The sequence below is a fragment of the Pseudomonas plecoglossicida NBRC 103162 = DSM 15088 genome, assembly GCF_000730665.1.
GTDB classification, from domain to species: Bacteria; Pseudomonadota; Gammaproteobacteria; order Pseudomonadales; family Pseudomonadaceae; genus Aquipseudomonas; species Aquipseudomonas plecoglossicida.
Window position 1 is genome coordinate 1 of record NZ_BBIV01000037.1, and the last position, 14082, is coordinate 14082.

Below are 14082 nucleotides of genomic sequence, written 5' to 3' on the forward strand. Positions count from 1 at the left end.
ACAGGTTACCTGTGCTGCGCATTGGGCGTGGGAGCCGGCTTGCCGGCGATCAAGGCGACGCGGTCCCAAGCTGAGCTATCATGGCGTCTGCTGTTTTCAGGTTGAGTTAAGGACCGGTGGTTAATCTGAACCCCGTAGACATATCGCACATCTCGATGGAGAGACCCCATGAAAACTTTGACTGCCCTCTTCACTGCCGTCGCACTGGCGTTCGGTGCCAACGCTGCCCTGGCCAAGGACGTCCAGCCTGACGAAGTGGTCAAGCTGGTCAACGCCAAGACCATCAAGTCGCTGGACGAGCTCAAGGCTGCCGCCGTGGCCAAGCACCCGGGCGCCACTGTCACCGATTCGGAGCTTGAAGACGAATACGGTCGCTACATCTACAAGGTCGAGCTGCGTGACACGCAGAACGTCGAGTGGGATGTCGACCTGGACGCCAAGACCGGTGAAGTGCTCAAGGACGCTCGAGACAACTGATGATCCCTGTACCCCGGCCAGCGCGATATATGGCGCTTTCGCTGCTGGCCGTCTGCTCCCTGGCCATGGCCCGCGACCTGGACCAGGATGAAGCCCTGAAGCTGCGCCAGGACGGCATCATCCTGCCGCTCGAACAACTGCTGGAAACCGCCCTGGGGCGTTACCCTGGGGCGCGTTTGCTGGAGGCCGAGCTGGAGCAGGACGATGACCGCTACGAATATGAAGTCGAGCTGCTGACGACCGAGGGCGTGGTGCGCGAGATCAAGCTCGATGCCAGCACCGGCGCCCTGCTCAAAGACGAGGAAGACGACTGAATGCGCCTGTTGCTTGTCGAGGACAACGTGCCCCTGGCCGACGAACTGATCGCCGGCCTGCAGCGCCAGGGCTATGCCGTGGACTGGCTGGCCGACGGCCGCGATGCGGTGTATCAGGGCCAGAGCGAGCCCTATGACCTGATCATTCTCGACCTCGGCCTGCCCGGCTTGCCGGGCCTCGAGGTACTGGGCCAGTGGCGCGCCGGTGGCCTGGCGACTCCGGTATTGATCCTCACCGCGCGCGGCTCGTGGGCCGAACGCATCGAGGGCCTGAAGGCCGGGGCCGACGACTACCTGAGCAAGCCGTTCCACCCCGAGGAACTGCAGCTGCGCATCCAGTCCCTGTTGCGTCGGGCTCGCGGCCTGGCCAATCAACCCAAGCTCGAAGCGGCCGGCCTGCACCTGGATGAAAGCCGCCAGTGCGTGAGTCGCGACGGTGTCGATATTCAGCTCACCGCGGCCGAATTCCGCCTGTTGCGCTACTTCATGCTGCACCCGCAACAGATCCTCTCCAAGAGCCACTTGGCCGAGCACCTGTACGACGGCGAAACCGAGCGCGATTCCAACGTGCTCGAAGTGCACGTCAATCACCTGCGTCGCAAGCTGGGCCGCAGCGTCATCGAGACGCGCCGCGGGCAGGGCTACCTGTACGCCGGAAACGTCGGATGAAATCGATCCAGGCGCGCCTGAGCCTGGGCCTGGTGGCCGTGCTGGTGGTGGTCGGCGTGGCGCTGGCACAGCTCACCTTGTGGTTGTTCGAAGCCGGTTTGCAGCGCTACCTGGAAAGCGGCCTGCGCAAGGAAAGCGAGAACCTGCTGGTGGCGCTGGTGCGCGGGCCTTCGGGCCTACAGCTGGACGAGCGGCGCATTTCCGCTGCCTACCAGCGACCGTTCTCGGGTTATTACTTCCGTATCGATTTCGACCAGGGCACCTGGCGTTCCCGTTCGCTGTGGGACCTGGACATGCCCAAGCCGGCCGCGCCCGGCCTTTCCGACAGCCACGAGCTGGGCCCGGAAGGGCAACAGTTGCTGGCTTTGCGCGCCGACTACCGACGCCTGGGGCAGAACATCACGATCAGTGTGGCGCAGGACTACTCCCCGGTGCGCGAAAGCTTCCGACGCGTGCAGCAGATCGGCCTGGGCATGGGGCTGGTGGCCTTGCTGCTGGTGCTGGTGCTGCAACGCATCACCGTGACCCGCTCGTTGCGCCCGCTGGAGCGCGCCCGCCAGCAGATCGCCCAGTTGCAGCAAGGCCAGCGCTCGCAGCTGGATGCCGAGGTGCCCAGCGAGCTGGCGCCGCTGGTGGACCAGATCAACCACTTGCTGAACCATACCGAAGACAGTTTGCGTCGCTCGCGCAATGCCTTGGGCAACCTGGGGCACGCCCTCAAGACGCCGCTGGCGGTGTTGTTGAGCCTGGCGTCCAGCGAGCGTCTCAAGGACCGGCCCGAGGTGCGCGCGCAGATGCGCGAGCAGCTGGAGCAGATCCAGCAGCGCCTGACGCGTGAGCTCAACCGTGCGCGCCTGGCTGGCGATGCGCTGCCGGGCGCACAGTTCGACTGCGACGCCGAGCTGCCGGGGCTGCTCGCCACCCTGGGAATGATCCACGGTGAAGGGCTGCTGCTGACCCGCGATGTCCCTCCGGGGCTGCTGCTGCCGTGGGACCGCGAGGACTTTCTGGAGCTGCTTGGCAACTTGCTGGACAACGCCTGCAAGTGGGCGGACAGCGAGGTGCGACTGGGCATTGCGCCAGCTGACGATGGTTACCAGATCTGGGTCGACGACGATGGGCCGGGAATTCCTGAAAGCCAGCGGTTGCAGGTGCTCGAGCGCGGCTCGCGGCTGGATGAGCAGGTCGATGGGCATGGGCTGGGACTGGGTATCGTGCGCGACATCGTCGAGGCCTGGGGTGGGTCGCTGGCCTTGCTGGAGAGCCCTTTGGGCGGGTTGCGGGTGAGCATCCAGTTGCCGCGCAAGGGGCGTTGATCCGCGCTGATCCTATCGCCGGCTTGCCGGCGATAGGGCCCTACCAGCACTGCAAAAAAATTGCAGCACAGCCGCATTTTTTTGAATTGGCCCAAACCCGCCCCCTCCCGGCACAATCCCGTCCACGAAACCCTGCGGTTTCCATCTCTCCACGGACGGAGCCCCCTAGGGCCCAGCCCAAATCGGCTGGGCTTTCTTTTAAATCAAGAAAATACCCATACGAACACTCAAATGTCTGCCTCGCGTTCCGAAAGTCGTCTGCAGCGGCTATTGCCCGCGCCCCTGAACATCCCCCCGAAGCAGTGGCTGCGTGCCGGTATCGGTGCGCTGCTCGGCCTGTTCCTGGCCGGCTGGCTGACCAGTCTGGCGTACGGCCCCGGCATCGCCTTGCACTTGCTGGGCCCCCTGGCCGCTTCTGCGGTGCTGGTGTTTGCCGTGCATTCCGGGCCGCTGGCCCAGCCGTGGCCAGTGCTGGGCAGCTATGCCCTGGCCGGGGTGGTGGGCCTGGCCATGCGCGAAGGCTTCGGTGCCGAACTGTGGGTCGCCGCTGCGGCCCTTGGCCTCTCGCTATTGGTGATGTGCCTGCTGCGCTGCCTGCATCCGCCAGGGGGTGGTGTGGCGGTCAGCGCGGTGCTGGCCGACTCGGGGCTGACGGCCATGGGCGACCATCTGCTTGAGCCGGTGCTGCTCAATGCGCTGATCCTGGTCGCGGTTGCGGTGCTGTACAACCGCCTGACCGGCGTGCAGTACCCCAAAGGCGCGGCTCCGCGAAAGGACCTGCACCACACTCACGACCCCTTGCCCAGCGAGCGGGTCGGCATCCGCAGCGAGGACCTGGACCAGGCCCTGGAAGAACTCGGCGAATACGTCGACGTCACCCGCGACGAACTCGAACGCATCATCCTGGCCACCGAGCAGCACGCCCTGCAGCGCAGCCTCGGCGGCATCACCGCCGCCTCGGTGATGTCTCGCGATGTGCAGTTCGCAAGTCCCGACACCACCCTGGAGCAGGCCTGGAAAATGCTCGCCAGCCACCACCTGAAGACCTTGCCGGTGCTGGAGCAGGGCAAGCTGGTGGGCATCGTCAGCCTCAGCGACCTGGTCGGCCCGGCCATGCAGCGGGGGCGGTTCAGCTGGCGTGGCCTGTTCGCCCGCAAGGCGGTGCGCATGGAACAGGTCATGAGCCGGCGCGTCATCAGTGTCGGCAGCCAGCATCCGCTGCAGCGCCTGTTGCCGTTGTTGTGCGAGCAGGGCCTGCATTGCCTGCCGGTGCTCGACGGCGAGCAACTGGTCGGCGTGATCACCCAGACCGACCTGATCGCCGGCCTCAAGCGCCAGTTGCTCAGTGCCGCTGGACGGGTTTCAGATCAGCGGGTCCCAGCGTTGTGACCAATCGCTGGCGCCGGCCTCCACCAGCCGGCGCAACACCGCGAAGGCCTGCTGCAAGGCCTGGCTGTCGCGTTTGCGCGGGTAGACCAGGTAGGTCGGGTAGGTGAACTCCGGCGCCTGCGGCACCCGTTCGAACACGCCGCTGTCCAGGTAGGCCTGCACCACGCGGGTACGAAAATAGCCACTGCCGCCCTGATCGAGGATGAACTGCAGCGCCAGCGGCCCGAGGTTGAAGCTCAGCGCCGCGCGCGCGCAGTCGGGCAGGGCGGCATCGTGCTGGCGGCGGAAGGCCTCGCCCCAGTCGATGTAGATGTACGGCTCGGGGCAGTCGACCCGGCGTACCCTGATCAGCTTTTCCTCCATCAATTGCTCAACCTGCAGGCCCGGGCCATAGGTCGGCTGGTACACCAGCGCAGCGTCCAGCAGGCCCATCTCCACCTTGCGCAACAAGGATTCGCCGTCACTCACCTCGCTGCGGATGGCATGGCTGGGCAGCTCGCGGTGCAAGGCACTGACCCAGTCGAGCAGCATCGGGTTGCCCAGGCTGACCTCGCTGCCCACATGCAGCACCTGCTGGCAGCCTTCGGGCAAGGGCAGGTCGCGTCGTGCGGCCTCCCAGGTCTGTACCAGCTGGTTGGCATAGCTGACGAAAGCCTCGCCGTCGCAGGTCAAGCTGGCGCCGTTGCGGCTGCGCACGAACAGCTGGCAGCCCAGTTGCTGCTCCAGCCGCTGCACCCGGGCGGTGATGGCGGTCTGCGACACGAACAGGCGCTCGGCGGCGGCGACCAGGCTGCCGCAACGCACGATTTCGAGGAAGGTTCGGGCCTGATCGATGTCCATGGCGGGCTCGGTGAGAAAAAAGGATGGCGTATTCTAGAGCCTTTGCACTGTTATGGGGCGCCTTTGCGCGCACTGCAAATCTGCACATGGGTTGTGACTTTAGTCCCATGGCGGGCCTGGCGCTGCGGTCCATACTCAAGGTTCGCCCTTCAATAACAACAAGTACCGGGTTTTCGTCACCATGACCTACCAGCACAGCTACGACCATTCCATTGCCGACCCAGCCACCTTCTGGGCCGAACAGGCCGATCACCTGGCCTGGTACCGCAAACCCACCCAGACCCTGCAGGAAAACTCCGACGGCACCCACCGCTGGTTTGCAGACGGCCGCCTGAACAGCTGCTACCTGGCCTTGGACCAGCAGATCGAGCAGGGCCGTGGCGAGCAGACCGCACTGATCCATGACTCGCCGGTGACCGGTGTGCAGCAGTCGTTCACCTACCGCCAGCTGCTTGACGAGGTGGCCCGCCTGGCCGGCCTGTTGCGCCAGCTTGGCGTGGGCAAGGGCGATGGCGTGATCATCTACATGCCCATGGTGCCCCAGGCCGCCATGGCCATGCTGGCCTGTGCGCGCATCGGCGCCGTGCACTCGGTGGTGTTCGGCGGCTTTGCCGCCAACGAACTGGCATTGCGCATCGATGATGCGCGGCCGACGCTGCTGCTCACGGCATCCTGCGGCCTGGAGTTCGAACGGGTCATCGAGTACAAGCCGCTGGTCGATCGCGCGCTGCAACTGGCCCGCCACCAGCCGCGTCATGTGCTGGTGCTGCAGCGGCCCCAGGCCCGTGCACAGTTGCAGCCAGGGCGTGACCTGGACTGGGGCCAGGCGCTGGAGACTGCCCAGGCGGTGCCGCCGGTGGAACTGGAGGCCGGCGATCCGCTGTACATCATGTATACCTCTGGCACCACCGGCAAACCCAAGGGCATCGTTCGCGAAAACGGCGGCAACGCGGTCGCGCTTCGTTATGCCATGCGCCACATCTATGGCATGCAGGCGGGCGATGTGTGGTGGGGCATTTCCGATGTCGGCTGGGTGGTCGGCCATTCGCTGATCGTCTACGGGCCGCTGATGAGCGGCTGCACCACGGTGTTCTATGAAGGCAAGCCGATCCGCACGCCGGATGCCTCGGCCTATTGGCGCGTGGTCGAGCAGTATCGGGTCAATGCGTTGTTCTGCGCGCCCACCGCCATGCGCGCGATCCGCAAGGAAGACCCGGAGGGCGAACTGATCCGTCGGCACGACTTGAGCTCATTGCGCCAGCTGTTCCTGGCCGGGGAGAAGCTCGATTCCAGCACTCACGAATGGCTGGAACGGGTCAGCGGCAAGCCGGTGCACGATCACTGGTGGCAGACCGAGACCGGCTGGCCGGTCACTGCACCCTGCGTGGGCCTGGAGGGCAGTTCGGCGCGGCCGGGTTCGAGCAACCGCGCGGTACCGGGCTACAACGTGCAGGTGCTGGATGACGAGGGGCGCCTGCTCGGCCCCAATCACCAAGGCGCCATCGTCATCGCGCTGCCATTGCCGCCGGGTTGCAGCCAGACCCTGTGGGGCGATCACGAGCGCTACCTGCAGGCTTACCTGCGCACCTATCCGGGCTATTACCACACCGGCGATGGCGGCTACCTGGATGACGAGGGCTTCGTCTACATCATGGGCCGCACCGACGATGTGATCAACGTTTCCGGCCATCGCCTGTCGACTGGTGAGATGGAAGATCTGGTGGCACGCCACCCGGCGGTGGCCGAGTGTGCGGTGATCGGCGTGCATGACGAGATCAAGGGGCAGGTGCCACTGGCGCTGGTGGTGCTCAAGGATGGCGAGGGTATTGCCGAATCTCAGCTGCTGGTGGACCTGGTGGGCAGCGTGCGCGAGGAGATCGGGGCGCTGGCGTGTTTCAACCGGGTGCGGCTGGTGAAGCGGTTGCCCAAGACGCGTTCGGGGAAGATCTTGCGGGCGGTGCTGCGCAAGATTGTCGATGGGCAGGCGTATGTGCCGCCGTCGACGTTGGATGATCCGGCGGTGCTGGGGGAGATAGAGACGGTGCTGGCGGATTTGCCACGGGCCGGTTGACAGGTTGACCCCATCGCCGGCAAACCGGCTCCCACAAAGGGCTCACAGCACCTGAGACCTGTGCACTCCCCTGTGGGAGCCGGCTTGCCGGCGATGAGGCCACTTCAGGCCCTGAAACCCTCAGGCCCTGCCTGGCGCAACTGCCCCAAGCGACTGCGCGTGCGCATCAGGTCGGCAATTGCCCCGCCCAGGCTTGCTTCCAGTGGCCGCCGTCCAATCACCGTCAGTTGCCGATCCTGGTCATACAACACATCCACCAGGTTGACGAACCGCTGCTGCGCGGCCAGCGAACATTCCGACAGGTGGAAATGCAGCCGCCGCTTGGCAGCGATCGGCACCGCCTGGAAGAAACCGTCGAGCAGCCAGCTTTTGCTGCGGCCCACCGAGCCATGCAAGTACAGGCTGCATGGCTGGCCGTCTGGCAAGACGGTCAGCTGTTCGGCCATGCTGTGAATGACCCGGCGCTGGCCATCGCTCAGATGATAGCCACGGTCATGTGCCTTGTCCTCGAACCAGGCGAGCAGTTCGCTCTGGTTGGTCGATGCGCCGTCAAGGCGCTGGCCGAGCTGGCGCAGCGGGGAAGGGATCCAGGCAGACAAAAGCGATGCTCCTTGGGCGAAGGCTGGGCAGCGTGCAGCTTGCCCGAGGCAGGCCATCGTGACCAGTCGATAAACTGCGGGGCAATGATCGGCTGGCGAGATAGGTTGGCCTGGGAGGCGTAGGCTAGGGGAAGGAACGAGCAGAGGAGCAGCGGCCCGAGGCCTGCGTCACCGCGCTCGTGCAGCACAGTGACAAAAGTGCCCGCGAGATACTCGGCAGCCCCGATGACCTCAAGCTGCGCTCGTGCCTGACCTTGTTCGGCAAGGTCGCACCTGACAATCCGCTGTTCCAGCGCGCCCTTGCGCAGTTCTACGCCGGCCAGCCGGACGCGCGTACCCTCGAGCTGCTCGGGCAATAGCTCAGGCCTTGCGCTCCAGCTGGCGCTCGATCATGTACTTCACGGTAAGCCGGCGTTCCTTGAGCTGGCGCAATTCGTCGTCCTGGAAGTTGCCCGCCGAGATCGATTCGGCGGCCAGCACCTGGTTGTCGATGTCCATGTACTCATCGAGCAGTCGGTCGAGGGTCGGGTCCTGCTGGCGGCGTTGCTGGACGATTTCGCGGGGGTAGTGCAAGTCCTGGTACAGGTCGTGGGAAACGGGCATGGGGGCCTCCTTGGTCTGCTCAGTTCGCTTACCTGATTTGAAGGGAGGAATGCGATTGTGTTGAGGCAGGGCAGCAGAAATTCGACGGATGGTGGGTGCTATTGCCGGGTGAGGCGCGGGCGGGAACACTAACTTGCTGTTTTAAAGCATTTTTTTTTGCAAAGGGGGTTCACAGACTGAAACTTTGTTGTTAAAGTGCCGCGCATTCCAAGACAACAACCCAGTTGTCGACAAATTGGAATTGTCAGAGCAGCGTCAGCTGCATCCGATACAGGGGCGTCGCCAAGCGGTAAGGCAGCAGGTTTTGATCCTGCCATGCGTTGGTTCGAATCCAGCCGCCCCTGCCATTTTCCCAATACTAGTTTCCTACTCAGTGCAGATGAAGTCGGCGCTGGGTTTTCGCGTTTCTGGCGTTTGTGCTGGCCTCATCGCCGGCAAGCCGGCTCCCACAAGGGGGGGTAGGGCTCATTCATGTGGGAGCCGGCTTGCCGGCGATGAGGCCAGTCCAGGCAACCCCAGAACTACGGGTCCCCCCGCAGCATCTCGTTCAGTGCCCGTGCCAGCTCTTCGGCTTGCACCGGTTTCTGCAGCACCAGGCTTCCAGGTATGTCCAGCCCCTGCAACTCGGCATAACCGGTCAGGAACACCACCGGCAAGCGTGGATGCCGTTCGCGCGCTGCCAGTGCCAGTTGGGCGCCGTTGAACTCGGGCATGGCGAAGTCGGTCAGCAACAGGTCGATGCGCTCATCCAGCAACGCCAGCGCCTGCTCGCCATTGTGCGCCTGGCGCACCTGGTAACCGTACTGGCGCAGCACATCGCCGAGCAGGTCGCGGACCAGGTGGTCGTCGTCCACCAACAGTACCGTGCGATCGCGGCCACTGTCACCGATCGCCTGGGCCACCGTCGGGGCCGTCGGTTCGCTGGCCGTTTCATGCTTGACTGCCGGCAGGTACACGGCCACCTGAGTACCATGCCCTGGCTGGGTGTCGATGCGCACGCCACCCCCGGATTGCTTGGCGAAGCCGAACACCTGGGCCAGCCCGAGGCCCGAGCCCTTGCCGATGTCCTTGGTGGTGAAGAACGGCTCGAACACCTTGGCCAGTACCTCTTCGCTCATGCCGCAGCCGGTGTCGCGGATGCTCAGCATCACGTACTCGCCAGGTTCCGGATCTTCCGGGCGTTGCGCGCGGGCCTTGATCCGGGTGTTGCGAGTCGACAAGGTCAGCTGGCCACCTTCGGGCATGGCATCGCGGGCGTTGATCGCCAGGTTGAGGATGATCATTTCGGTCTGGGTCGGGTCGGTCAGCGCCTGCCACAGGCCACGGTCCAGGTCCAGGCGCACCGAGATGTTGCCACCCAGGGTGCGGCGCAGCAGTTCTTCCAGGCCGCCCAAGGTACGGTTGAGGTTCAGTGGCACCGGCTCCAGGCGCTGGCGCCGGGAGAAGGCGAGCAGTTGCGAGGTCAGCTTGGCGCCGCGCTCACCGGCCTCGCGAACATGTGTCAGGCGTGAGCGGGCTTTTTCCACGTCCCCCTTGGCCAGGTCGCGTTCGAGGAAGCTGGCGCCGGTGAGGATCACCGTCAGCAGGTTGTTGAAGTCGTGGGCCACCCCGGCCGTGAGCTGGCCCACCGCCTCGAGCCGCTGCATCTGCTGCAGCGCAGCTTCGATGCGCTCGCGCTCGGTGATCTGCTCGCGCAGGCGGTCGTTGGCTTCGGCCAGGTCCAGCGCGGCTTCGCGCTCGCTGGTGATGTCCCGGGCCACTACATAAAGCAAGGTGTCTTCCGGCACGACCGCCCAGGACAGCCAGCGCAACTGGCCCGTGACATGGCGGATGCGGCCGACGAAGCGTGCGCTGGTGCGACCGTGGGCAAGGGCGGCGAGCTCGGCTAGCAGCGCCGCCTGGTCGGCCTCTGGCAGCAACTGCAGCAGCGAGGCCTGGCTCAGGCGCTCGCGGGAAAAGCCCAGGCTGGCTTCCCAGGCGGGGTTGAGCGCGACTGGGGTGAGGTCCTTGTTGAGCACGGCGAGCAAGTCCTGGGACAGCTCCCAGGCGCGATCGCGTTCGCGGGTTCGACGTTCGACCCGTTCGCCGAGCATTTCATTGAGCTGCCTGAGCGCCTGGGTCGCCTGGCGCTGGGTGTGGATGTCCTGCAGCACGCCGGAAAACCGCGTGCACCGGCCATCGACGAACTGGCACTGGCCGCTGCTGAGCAGCCAGCGTGGCTCCAGCCCATTGGGCTGGGCGATGCGGAACTCGACACGGTACAGGCCGTCGCTGTCGGGGCGCATCGCCTGTTCCACGGCGTCGCGCACCCGCTCCAGATCCTCCGGATAGATGCCGGCATAGAACAGCGCCAGGCTCATTTCGGTGTCCACGGGCAGGCCGAACAGGGTCTTGCAGCGGTCGTCCCAGATCAGCAGGTTTTCCGCCGGGCGCATGTCCCAGGTGCCCATGCCTGCAGCATCGATGGCGATATGCGCACGCGCTTCGACATCGGCCAGGGCCTCCTCGGCGCGCCGCCGCCGCTGGCGCTCCTGGACCTCGGTCAGGGCGCGGCGCACGGCCTTGGGCAGCAGCGGCAGGTTCTTCTTGAGCACGTAGTCGGTGGCGCCCAGGCGAATCATCTCCACCGCGTGCTCTTCACCGTAGATGCCGGAGAGGAAGATGAACGGTGTGTCCGGTGCCAGGCGCTGGGCGATGGCCAGTACCTCGGTGCCGGAGGAGCCGGGCAGCACGCAGTCGCAGAGAATGAGGTCGAAGCGGGTCTCGAGCAGCGCATGCTCGGCAGCCACATGGTCGAACACCACTTGCGAGCGTACCTGCAGCCCGCTGCGCTCGAGGTTGAGCAGGGTCAACTCGGCGTCCAACGAGCTGTCTTCGACCATCAGCAGTTTCAGTGGCATCGGCAACATCTTCGTGCAGGCCTCAGTTGCTGCCGCGCCGGTTCAGGCGCAGCGAACCCGGCGGTGGTTCATTGAGCACGGCCCAGAACACCCCAAGGTCGGAAATGGCGGCGACGAATTCCTTGAACTCCACGGGCTTGACCACATAGGCATTGACCCCCAGTTCATAGGCGCGCTGCAGGTCGGGCTCCTCCCGCGAGGAGGTCAGCATCACCGTGGGGATGCTGCGCAGTTCGGCGGTGGTGCGCACGACCTTGAGCACTTCGAGGCCATCGACCTTGGGCAGCTTCAGGTCCAGCAGCAGCACCGCCGGGTTGCCGTCGTCGCGCTCGGCATAGGCATTGCGGCGCAGCAGGTAGTCGAGCGCTTCGGCGCCGTCGCGCAGCACGATGACTTCATTGGCCAACTGGCTGCGCTCCAGGGCCAGGAGCGTCAGCTCCAGGTCGCGGGGGTTGTCTTCGACCAGCAGGATGGGCTTGAGCATGATGGTACGGGTGCCTCAGGTAGTCGCTGGATGACGGGGAAGGGTGAAATGAAAACAGGCACCCTGGCCGACCTGGCCTTCGGCCCACACCCGGCCGTCATGGCGCTCGATGATGCGGCGCACGCTGGCCAGGCCGATCCCGGTACCTTCGAAGTCCTCCATGCGGTGCAGGCGCTGGAACACCCCGAACAGCTTGTTGGCGTAGGCCATGTCGAAACCGACGCCATTATCGCGAATATAGACCTCGGTTTCGCCCTTGTGCTGCTGCGCGCCGATTTCGATCCGCGCAGGCGCTCGGTCACGGGTGTACTTGAGGGCATTGGCGATCAGGTTGTGCAGGACCAGGTTGATGAACGCCGGATCGCCGATCACCTTGGGCAGCGTCGCGACTGTCCAGATGACTTCGCGGCCCTGGTAGTCCGGTGCCAGTTCCTGGCGAACGGTGTCGACCAGGGCGTTGAGGTCGACATCTGAAAGACGCAAGGCCGAACGGCCCATCTGCGAGAAGTTGAGCAGGTTGTCCACCAGGCTGCCGGCGAAGCGCGCAGCTTCCTCGATGTGCGTGAGGAAGCGCCGGCCGCGCTCGCCCATGCCCTGGCCTTCGATTTCGCCGAGCAGTTCGGTGTAGCCGGCGATGTGCCGCAACGGCGCCCGCAGGTCGTGGGACACGCTGTAGGAGAACGCTTCGAGCTCCTTGTTGGACCGGCGCAGCTCATTGGTCAGCTGCGCCAGCTCCTCGGCCTTGCGCAGGACGATCCCAAGCACCGCATTGCGCAGCTCTATCACGCCTTCGATGATCAGCGGGTGCCAGGCCTGGCAGTAGCCGCTGAGCTGTTCCTGCCAGTGCTCGAAGCTGTGCCGGGGGTTGAGTGCGCCCTGCGGGCCGATCTGCTTGTCCGGCCGCCCGGCCCAGTGCACCGTGCGCACCTGTTCCGGGCGGAACCACAGCAGGTAGTGCGAGTGGATCTGCGAGATGGCCACCGCCAGCACGCCGCCGGCATGCGCGGCCAGCTCGGGCAGTTCGCCGATGTCACGGGCCAGGTTGTCACTGTGGAACACGGTTTCGGTGCCGCGCTGGGACAGCCAATGGACCAGCGCATTGACCAGCGCGGCAGGTGGGGTCTGGCCGAACAGGTCGCAGCGCTCGGCGGAAATCACCACAGCGCCGCTGGCGCCGGCGAAATCCAGCAGCACCTGGGGCAGGGCACGCAGGCCATCGCTGACGCTGTCGTGGTCGGCCATCGAGGAGATCATCCGCACGATGTGCTGACGCAGGTCGAGCAGCTGGCGGGTATGGGCGTGGGATTCACGCGACTCGATCTGCAGCGACAGCACGCTGGCCAGCAATTCGCAGGCGGTGCGGGTGCGCAAGTCGACCGGGCACGGTTGTGCGTGGTGGCACGACACCAGCCCCCACAACTGCCCGTCGACCACGATCGACAATGACATCGACGCCAAGGTGCCCATGTTGCGCATGTACTGCAGGTGCACCGGCGACACGCTGCGCAAGGCGGCGAAGCTCAGGTCCAGCGGCTTGCCAGTGCGCGGGTTGGCGGCAGGCAGCAACGGCGAGGCCTGGTAATTGGCGTCCTCGATCACGCGGATGCGGTTGACCCGATACAGTTCGCGGGCCTGGCGCGGGATGTCGGAAGCCGGAAAGCACAGGCCCAGGTAGCGCGGGTAGCCGTCATCGGCCACCTCGGCCAGTACCTGGCCATTGCCCTGGGCATCGAAACGGTAGGCCATGACCCGGCCGAATCCGGTGATGCGCTTGAGTTGTTGCACGGTCTGCTGCAGCAGCGCCTGCAGGTCGCCGGCAGTGTGCACGCTGCCGACGAACTCGCGCACCAGTGGGTAATAGTGGTCGTGATCGGTCAGCGCGGCGGGCAGGCGCACGGGTTCGAATTCGGCGATCAGCACCTCGTCGTGACGGTGGATCAGCAAGCGCAGCTTTTCGCGGCAGGGTGCGTCGGAGCGCAAGCGCACATCGCCGAGGTGAAAAGGGAAGACTTGCTCATCAGGCAGGCGATCAAGCTGCGCGCTCAGGTCGAAGCTGGCGCCGACCACTTCGGCGAAGCTGCATCCGAGCAGCGCCTGCGCAGGTACACCCAGCCAGCGTTCGGCGTTCTCGCTGGCCTGGAGGATGCACAGGCTCGGTTCGTCGAGTACCAGCAGGAACCCGTGAGGCTGGATGCTGCCGGGCACCTGGATAGGCTCCTGGGCGCAGCGCTCCACGGCTTCGGCAAGTAGCTTGTCGGTGGTCTTCAATGAAACGCTCCTGTCATGTTCGTCCATGCATGCGCATGCGCCCGATACCGGCGGGTGCCCGAACAGGCACCGTATCAGAATGTGCGCCGCTTTGCCGGCCCATGGCCATTGGAGGCACAGGATGTGCAGGGGTTCGCTGGCCTGGGCAAAAA

The 14082-nt window shown here is 65.3% G+C and carries 12 protein-coding genes, 1 tRNA gene and 1 pseudogene; 8 read left to right on the forward strand and 6 right to left on the reverse strand.

What is annotated here, in order from left to right; all coding sequences use genetic code 11:
* Nucleotides 1–168 precede the first annotated feature (168 nt).
* The 5 genes from PPL01S_RS19150 (at nt 169) to PPL01S_RS19170 (ending at nt 4165) form a co-directional block, all read left to right on the forward strand.
* A complete protein-coding gene (locus PPL01S_RS19150; protein WP_028626075.1) occupies nt 169–477 on the forward strand; it encodes a PepSY domain-containing protein in 309 nt (102 codons plus the stop codon).
* Entirely contained in the window at nt 477–791 is a 315-nt protein-coding gene (locus tag PPL01S_RS19155) for a PepSY domain-containing protein (RefSeq protein ID WP_016392791.1), read from the forward strand. The genes PPL01S_RS19150 and PPL01S_RS19155 overlap by 1 nt, the downstream gene beginning before the upstream one ends.
* A complete protein-coding gene (locus tag PPL01S_RS19160) occupies nt 792–1460 on the forward strand; it encodes a response regulator transcription factor (protein WP_016392790.1) in 669 nt (222 codons plus the stop codon).
* Nucleotides 1457–2776, forward strand: a complete 1320-nt coding sequence (locus PPL01S_RS19165) for an ATP-binding protein (protein ID WP_016392789.1) — start codon at nt 1457–1459, stop codon at nt 2774–2776. Before PPL01S_RS19160 ends, PPL01S_RS19165 begins: the two co-directional genes overlap by 4 nt.
* A gap of 231 nt (nt 2777–3007) precedes the next feature.
* Nucleotides 3008–4165 (forward strand): HPP family protein, encoded by a 1158-nt coding sequence (locus PPL01S_RS19170; protein WP_016392788.1) that lies wholly within the window; start codon nt 3008–3010, stop codon nt 4163–4165.
* On the opposite strand, the gene PPL01S_RS19175 is transcribed toward PPL01S_RS19170, so the two are convergent.
* Complete coding sequence (locus PPL01S_RS19175; RefSeq protein ID WP_016392787.1) at nt 4139–5005, reverse strand: LysR family transcriptional regulator; 867 nt, start codon at nt 5003–5005, stop codon at nt 4139–4141. The two genes, PPL01S_RS19170 and PPL01S_RS19175, sit on opposite strands and share 27 nt — an antisense overlap.
* A gap of 181 nt (nt 5006–5186) precedes the next feature.
* On the opposite strand from PPL01S_RS19175, the gene PPL01S_RS19180 reads away from it, so the two are divergent.
* Nucleotides 5187–7076, forward strand: coding sequence for a propionyl-CoA synthetase (locus PPL01S_RS19180; protein WP_016392786.1), 1890 nt, complete (start codon nt 5187–5189; stop codon nt 7074–7076).
* 104 nt (nt 7077–7180) lie between these two features.
* On the opposite strand, the gene zapE is transcribed toward PPL01S_RS19180, so the two are convergent.
* Nucleotides 7181–7675, reverse strand: coding sequence for an AFG1/ZapE family ATPase (zapE, locus tag PPL01S_RS19185; protein WP_028626076.1), 495 nt, complete (start codon nt 7673–7675; stop codon nt 7181–7183).
* A 161-nt stretch (nt 7676–7836) separates the two neighbouring features.
* Between zapE and PPL01S_RS19190 the strand changes: the two are divergent.
* Nucleotides 7837–8034, forward strand: a pseudogene (locus PPL01S_RS19190) (DUF1810 family protein); the annotation flags it as partial.
* Nucleotide 8035: 1 nt separating this feature from the next.
* Here the strand turns inward: PPL01S_RS19190 and PPL01S_RS19195 are convergent.
* Entirely contained in the window at nt 8036–8278 is a 243-nt protein-coding gene (locus tag PPL01S_RS19195) for a hypothetical protein (protein WP_016392783.1), read from the reverse strand.
* A gap of 272 nt (nt 8279–8550) precedes the next feature.
* Between PPL01S_RS19195 and PPL01S_RS19200 the strand changes: the two genes are divergently transcribed.
* Nucleotides 8551–8625 (forward strand) — tRNA-Gln (locus PPL01S_RS19200).
* Between the two features lie 174 nt (nt 8626–8799).
* Here the strand turns inward: PPL01S_RS19200 and PPL01S_RS19205 are convergent.
* Genes PPL01S_RS19205 through PPL01S_RS19215 form a run of 3 tightly spaced genes read right to left on the reverse strand, consistent with a single transcriptional unit; the run spans nt 8800 to nt 13930 of the window.
* Nucleotides 8800–11187, reverse strand: coding sequence for a hybrid sensor histidine kinase/response regulator (locus PPL01S_RS19205; protein ID WP_028626077.1), 2388 nt, complete (start codon nt 11185–11187; stop codon nt 8800–8802).
* A 13-nt stretch (nt 11188–11200) separates the two neighbouring features.
* Nucleotides 11201–11662, reverse strand: a complete 462-nt coding sequence (locus PPL01S_RS19210; protein WP_016392782.1) for a response regulator — start codon at nt 11660–11662, stop codon at nt 11201–11203.
* 15 nt (nt 11663–11677) lie between these two features.
* On the reverse strand, nt 11678–13930 hold the full coding sequence (locus PPL01S_RS19215) for an ATP-binding protein (protein ID WP_016392781.1): 2253 nt from the start codon (nt 13928–13930) through the stop codon (nt 11678–11680).
* Nucleotides 13931–14082 lie beyond the last annotated feature (152 nt).